General features: G+C 67.2%; 8 protein-coding genes. 4 read left to right on the top strand and 4 right to left on the bottom strand.

All coding sequences use genetic code 11. From position 1 onward, the window contains the following. The coding region (locus tag CCN51_RS34910; RefSeq protein WP_143675982.1) for a site-specific integrase at nucleotides 1-599 on the top strand (599 nt) is incomplete at its 5' end. A gap of 66 nt (nucleotides 600-665) precedes the next feature. On the opposite strand, the gene CCN51_RS34915 is transcribed toward CCN51_RS34910, so the two are convergent. The 4 genes from CCN51_RS34915 to CCN51_RS34930 all read right to left on the bottom strand — a co-directional run bounded on the left by CCN51_RS34915 (nucleotide 666) and on the right by CCN51_RS34930 (nucleotide 2,716). Next, nucleotides 666-1,118 carry a lamin tail domain-containing protein gene (locus tag CCN51_RS34915; protein ID WP_014181137.1) on the bottom strand — a complete coding sequence of 151 codons (453 nt, stop codon included), beginning with the start codon at nucleotides 1,116-1,118 and terminating at the stop codon, nucleotides 666-668. Nucleotides 1,119-1,267: 149 nt separating this feature from the next. Continuing rightward, nucleotides 1,268-1,924, bottom strand: a complete 657-nt coding sequence (locus tag CCN51_RS34920; protein WP_014181138.1) for a hypothetical protein — start codon at nucleotides 1,922-1,924, stop codon at nucleotides 1,268-1,270. Beyond that, the gene (locus tag CCN51_RS34925) at nucleotides 1,921-2,496 is read right to left on the bottom strand and encodes a sigma-70 family RNA polymerase sigma factor (protein WP_193383758.1); all 576 of its coding nucleotides are present in this window, start codon (nucleotides 2,494-2,496) and stop codon (nucleotides 1,921-1,923) included. Before CCN51_RS34925 ends, CCN51_RS34920 begins: the two co-directional genes overlap by 4 nt. Then, nucleotides 2,489-2,716: a hypothetical protein gene (locus CCN51_RS34930; protein ID WP_014181140.1), complete on the bottom strand. Its 228-nt coding sequence runs from the start codon at nucleotides 2,714-2,716 to the stop codon at nucleotides 2,489-2,491. Before CCN51_RS34930 ends, CCN51_RS34925 begins: the two co-directional genes overlap by 8 nt. 1,122 nt (nucleotides 2,717-3,838) lie before the next feature. On the opposite strand from CCN51_RS34930, the gene CCN51_RS34940 reads away from it, so the two are divergent. The 3 genes from CCN51_RS34940 to CCN51_RS34950 all read left to right on the top strand — a co-directional run. Continuing rightward, nucleotides 3,839-4,408, top strand: a complete 570-nt coding sequence (locus CCN51_RS34940) for an HNH endonuclease family protein (protein ID WP_014181141.1) — start codon at nucleotides 3,839-3,841, stop codon at nucleotides 4,406-4,408. 177 nt (nucleotides 4,409-4,585) lie between these two features. Continuing rightward, nucleotides 4,586-5,785: a glycosyltransferase family 4 protein gene (locus tag CCN51_RS34945; RefSeq protein WP_342749404.1), complete on the top strand. Its 1,200-nt coding sequence runs from the start codon at nucleotides 4,586-4,588 to the stop codon at nucleotides 5,783-5,785. 17 nt (nucleotides 5,786-5,802) lie between these two features. Further along, the coding region (locus CCN51_RS34950; RefSeq protein ID WP_211303277.1) for a hypothetical protein at nucleotides 5,803-6,007 on the top strand (205 nt) is incomplete at its 3' end.

Genomic DNA, 6,007 nt, shown 5'->3' on the forward strand with positions numbered 1-6,007 from the left:
TCACCGCCGCCTACACCGGCATGCGCTGGGGAGAACTCGCCGCCCTCCACCGCGACAACCTCGACATCACAAACGGCCACATCCACATCACCGCCGACGCCGGAGCCCTCCACGAAGTCAACGGCCGCCTCACCCTCGGCCACCCCAAAACCTACGCCAGCGTGCGCACCGTGACCCTCCCACCCTTCCTCACCCAACTCCTCGCCACCGATCTGGCCGCCTCCACCCGCCCCTTCGTCTTCACCACCCTGCACGGCAAACACCTCCGCCGCTCCGGCTTCCAACGCCGCCTATGGGCCCCAGCCGCAGGCGGCGGACGCCACAACAGCGAAACATGGACGCCGGTCAAACAAGGGCTGACGTTCCACGGCCTGCGGCACTCCCACAAAACCTGGCTGATCGAAGACGACGTCCCCGACGTCGCCCAAGCACGCCGCCTCGGCCACACCATGGAAGACAAGAACGACGATGTCTATTCCCACGTCGCCGCCAGCATCGACGCCCGCCTCCTAGCCGGACTCGAGACCCGCTGGCACCGCTCCATCGAACGCTACCGCCACAACCGCAACGACCAAGGAGCCCCGCCCATCACTTCCTAAGACAGACCACCCAGAAACAGAGCGGTGCCCCACCCGTGCGGGTGGGGCACCGTATCGCTGTAAGGCCTAGCACATTTTGTAGTCGTACCGGCTGCTGTTGTACGAGCAGGCGTCGACCTTGGTGCCGCTCGCCTTCCGCAGGGTTGCCGTGTCGGAGACGTTGTTCCACACGTAGGCGCGGCGGTCCTGGTACTTCGTGTAGGTGGTGTCGGATCCGCTGCCGGTCCGCACCGTCACGGTCTTACCGGCACCGAGTGTGTAGGTACCGAAGGTGTAGCGGTGGTTGCTGGCGTCCGAGACGGTCCAGCCCTTGAGGCTGACGCCGCGTGAGGTGCTGTTCTTGATCTGCACGTACTCGCCGTTCAGGCTCGCGTTGGAGCGGGTGTCAGAGCCGGGCGAGTCGTAGTAGATCTTGTAGATGTGCACCGAGCCAGCGGCCTGCGCCTGGGCCGGCAGCAGGGCGATGCCGGCGGCCGCGGCGACGGCGGCAGCGCAGGCGACAGTACGGGCATGGAGCATGAGCCCCCCATTGACTCGTGCCGGGCACCCCCCCTATTGGTCCCGGCGAGGCTGATCACACTACGGGCGGAGAAAGACGAAAAGGCCCCTGTTACCGAATTGCGATGCGAGGTCGCTGCTCGGCCGTTGCTACTCAGGTGCCGTCCGGGTCAGGTCATGGCCGCGGTCACCTCGATGCCGAACAGGGTGAAGAGGCTGGCTCGGATGGTTTCCATGGCGGTGATGACGCCGGTGCACAACGCGACGGCCCGCATCCTGGCGCCCGGTGCCAGGGCGTAGTCCTCGCCTTGTTCCAGCCTCCGTCGGATGCGGCAGGCGCTGCCCCACACAGCGAGTGTGAGGTGGGTGGCGCCGCTTCCGTTCATGCCCTTTCCGTTTCCCGGACCGTCTTTGACGAGGCGGCCGTGGAGATAGGTGATCCGTGCCTCGAGCTGGCCCCGCAGCAGGTAGGTCTCGCCGGTTGTGCTGTTCAGGGTCAGGATGTCGTCCAGCAGTTCGGTGTTGCGGTAGGCGTCGGCGACAAGCTGGGCCAGGGTACGGTCGGCGACAGGCTCCGGGTGGCCGGTGAGGAAGCCAGGTGCCTGCTCGGGCACGGGGGCGGCGGTGATCGCGCCGTGGATGTGGATGTTCTGGTAGGCCGCGTAGGGGTCGGGAGGGCTGGGCAGCGGTACGTCTTCGGTCGGGACCGCGTGCCAGTGCACCAGGGAGCTGCCGCGGTCGGCATCGAGGTTGTCGGTGACGGCCTGGAGTACGCCGGCGTCTGCGCGGGCGAGGAGGGCGTCGAGTGCTGCGTCGGAGTGGTTCATTGCGCACCTCCGCTGGTCAGGCCTAGCAGGTCTTTGAGCTGGGCGCGGGCACGGGCGAGGTTTTGCCGGACCGCGTGGGGTTGGATGCCCAGTTCGGTGGCTATCTCGCTGGTGGGGAAGCCGTCGAGATGCCAGGCCATCACCTGGCGTTGTTTCATGGGCAGCTGGGCCAGGGCGGTGTAGACGCGTTTTTCTTCTTCCTGCAGGACGACTTTGTCCAGGGGGCAGGAGAAGGCCGGGCGGTCGGGTACGTCGCCGGTTAGCTCTTCCTGGGGGATTGGGGCCTGGCGCAGGTACTGGCGGAAGGCGACCTTACGCAGCCAGGCGGCGGGGGAGTGGATCAGATGCCAGGCCCGGAAGGCTTCGATGAACGCGGCCTGCGCGGCATCCGCAGCCTCGTACGGGTCGGCTCCGTACCGCATGACGAACCGGATCAAGGCGGGCATGTGCTGCTGGTAGTAGCGGGCGAAGTCCTCGCGGATCACTTCGTCGTCGGCCGCGGGCACCGAGGGCCGGCGCTGGCCGGGGAGGAACACCGGGAGAGTGGGGCTGCCGTGACGTCCCTTATCCACGGGCTCCTCCGCGCGGCGTCCCCACCTGGACTCGAACGTCCTCGCCGTGGTGGCGCTCGGTCAGGGTGCAGCCCGGCGGGAGTGCCCGCACGCGTTCGCTGATGCCCTGCTGGCGCACCCGGGCCAGGCGTACCCGGTCACGGCTGCCGATCCACACACGCAGCAGACGCACTCCCGCAAGGCAGGCCGTTCCCACGGCTGCCGCGACCGCGATCTCCATACGGCTCCTTACAACTCTCGTTCGGCGGTGCCCGGATGCAGCGCCGGTGGACTTATAGGAGTGCACGCTGAGTCGCATTGTGTGACATCTGTTGTGGGACGAGTTGATTGTTGCTGGTGAACGGCGTAGTGACGTGCGGGCTGCTGGATCTGGCACTACCCGTGCGCGCTCGAGGGCGCCTGGAAACGTGCTCGATCACACCCGCTTAAGGGTGAATCGCCGTCAGCTTCGTGTTCAGCCTGGTGCTGATGCCTCACCGTGATGGTCATGATGATGCGTCGCTGGGCCGCCGCTGCGGCCACTGTGCTGATGACCGCCGGTCTCGTAGGCTCCGCTGCCCCGAGTTGAGCCTTGGCGGGTACTTCTTCCGCCGCGAGCGCCCCTGTATCGGCGTTGGAGCTTCCGGAACCCCCGACTGCTGAGGAGGCTCGGGCGGAGCTGGAGGAGCTGACCGTCGCGCCCGAGGATGACGCCCCGGGATACAGCCGGAGCCAGTTCCCGCACTGGATCATTCAGCATGGCACCTGTGATACCCGGGTTATCTGCACTCGCGGTTCCGAAGACTCATGTGAACCTGCTGGCAAGAGCACACTTTAGCGAAATGCGGTGGTCAGAGGCACGTGAGGGACAGTAAGTCGTCCTGGCCTGGCCCGTCTGGCCAAGGAGGTCTGGAGCCACCAGCGCTACGCTGGGCACCGCGTCTCGGAGCGCGCTCGCGGCACCATCGGTAGCACCACCTGTCTTCTGGCAGCATCGCTACACCCGGCCCGAGCTGCTTCAGCAGGGGGAGGAGGCGCAGCTTCTGGTGGTGGGCGGCGCGGTGCGGCGCCGCAGGAAAACTCATCGATGCCCCTCTCGGTGATCCCGGCACCGCAGACTCACCCACTTCGGCGCCTGCCGCTGACCGGGACCGCATTGTCCAGTCCACCGGTTTTCAACTGCACTTCGATGAGGACTGGGCAGGTCACCGGCAACGTCAGCCCGTCGGCCCATACGTTCTCCTGGAGGTCCTCTGTGCGCCCTTGCCGTGTCGTGATTGCCGTGGCTGCTTCGGCCGCAGTCGGTGTCTTGCCCTTCGCCGGAACGAGCGCTGCGGCCCCTGCGAGGGCAGCGGCTGTCACGGTGCCGCTGCGCGAGGCCGTGGCGTCGCTGCCCGTCGCCGCCGAGGACCGCACCGGTTACGACCGCGAGGAGAGCTTCGGCACCTGGATCGATGCTGACCGCGACGGCTGCAATACCCGCGCGGAGGTCCTGCTGGACGAAGCGCTGCAGGCGCCGGAGGTGACCGGCCGGTGCAGCCTGGTCCCCGGCACCGGCCGCTGGTACTCCTGGTATGACGACCAGTACGTCACCAGCGCCCGTGATCTTGATGTTGACCACATGGTGCCGCTGGCTGAGGCGTGGGATTCGGGCGCCTCGGCCTGGCCGAAGGTGCGCCGTGTGGCCTACGCGAACGACCTCTCCGATCCGGGCCACCTGGTGGCGGTCACCAAGCGTTCGAACCGGCAGAAGAGCGACCGGGACCCGGTGGAGTGGATGCCGGACCAAGCGGTGCACTGCCACTACACCGCGGATTGGGTCACTGCCAAGCTGCGCTACGGCCTGAGCGTCGACCTGGCGGAGAAGCGCAAGCTCACCGAACTCGCCAGCGGTTGCCCCAACGCCCCGTTGACCTACACCCCTGCGCCCTGACCGGGCCCGCGCTCCTTTCCGGTGTCCAGCAAGCCGCACTCCTCGCGCCGTGTGTTCGTGTCGGTGGGGCTCGACCGGAAGGTGCGACAGCTGCTCAGTCACAGCGGTACGGGAGAAGCCATGGCAGGACCTCTCGACGTATCGCCCCATTGGGGAGGGTTCTTACAGGTGGAGACGGTGGCGTTGCGCCCGTACAAGCTGGCCGCGGGACCTATAGGGCGGCGTTTGTCCATCGTGGCCCGGGTGTACGGGTATCCGCCGGATCACAACGCCGGCTCCGAGTGGATGCTGCACTCGATGCTCCGTCCGCTGGCCGAGCGCGGTCACCAGGTGGCGGTCTGGCTGTCGCACCCCCAAAGGACCGAGAAGGCTTACGAGATCGACGGGGTGCGGGTCGTCCCTTTCCAGGAAGGCATGGACTTCGCCGCCCATGCCCAGAAGGCGGATGTGCTGTTGTCCCACTTCGAGAACGTGCCTCTGGTGGCGGGGCTCGCGCGTGACCGTCTCATCCCTCTGGCCGTGATCTGCCACGACAACTTCGCCACGAGTTTCCACAACGCGGCGGGCGCTGATCTGGTGGTGTACAACAGCGAGTGGATCAGACGGGACGGCGAGATCTTCTACGCCCGTTACCCACGGGAATTCCTGCCCAGGAACAGCATCGTCGTCCGGCCGCCGGTGATCGCGGAGGAATACCGCACCCAGCCCGGCGACTGCGCGACCCTCGTCAATCTCAACTCCGACAAGGGCGGCGAACTGTTCTGGCAGATCGCCGCCTGGACCCCGGGCTGGAAGTTCCTCGGCGTCCGCGGCGCCTACGGGCAGCAGATCATGCCGCCGCCGCGGCTGCCCAACTGTGAAGTTCTCGACTCGGTGCCCGGACAGCGGATGCGCGAGCACGTCTACAGCCGGGCGCGCGTGATGCTCATGCCGAGCCTGTACGAGTCCTGGGGGCGGGTGGCGGTGGAGGCGTTCGCCTCGGGCATCCCGGTGATCGCCCACCCCACCCCCGGGCTCGTCGAGTCCCTGGGCGAAGCCGGCATCTTCGCCTACCGCGACGACCTCAACGCGTGGGTCCACGCCCTGACGTCCTTGCAAGACCCCGACAACTGGGCCCGGGCCTCCCGCCGGGCCAAGGCCCGCTCCATCGAACTGAGCGCGGCCCTCGACCTCGACCTGTGGTGCGACGCCGTTGAATCGCTGGCAAGGACGCGCATACCGAACGGCTTCCGCAGGCGCGCACTCGGCACGGTCGTCGATGCCAGTGAGATGGGCCGCGGCCCTGGGAGCGACGCTGCGGCCCGGAAGACCGAACCGCACGTCCGTCACGGTGCCGCGGAGCACGGGCGAACCACGACCAACTCTGTCGACCTGTAATGAAAGGACGGTACGCCATGACCGAGGCAACTCTTCTGGCCACGACCGAAACCGCCATCGTCATCGAGCCCCGTGCGGCCATCGCACAGGCCACCAGCGCACCCATCGCTCCCTACACCCACATTCGGCGCTTCAACTATTCCGGCGGGGTCGTGGACTTCATCGTTCCTCCCGGTGTCACGACGATCAATGCCCGCTGCTGGGGTGGCGGGGGTTTGGGAG

The sequence above is a fragment of the Streptomyces milbemycinicus genome (genome assembly GCF_002154605.1).
In the GTDB taxonomy this organism is placed as follows: domain Bacteria; phylum Actinomycetota; class Actinomycetes; order Streptomycetales; family Streptomycetaceae; genus Streptomyces; species Streptomyces milbemycinicus.

Bases quoted from the DNA above. Each gene is read 5' to 3' on its own strand.
- CCN51_RS34915 (WP_014181137.1), bottom strand. From the start codon at position 1,118: ATGCTCCATGCCCGTACTGTCGCCTGCGCTGCCGCCGTCGCCGCGGCC.
- CCN51_RS34920 (WP_014181138.1), bottom strand. From the start codon at position 1,924: ATGAACCACTCCGACGCAGCACTCGACGCCCTCCTCGCCCGCGCAGAC.
- CCN51_RS34930 (WP_014181140.1), bottom strand. From the start codon at position 2,716: ATGGAGATCGCGGTCGCGGCAGCCGTGGGAACGGCCTGCCTTGCGGGA.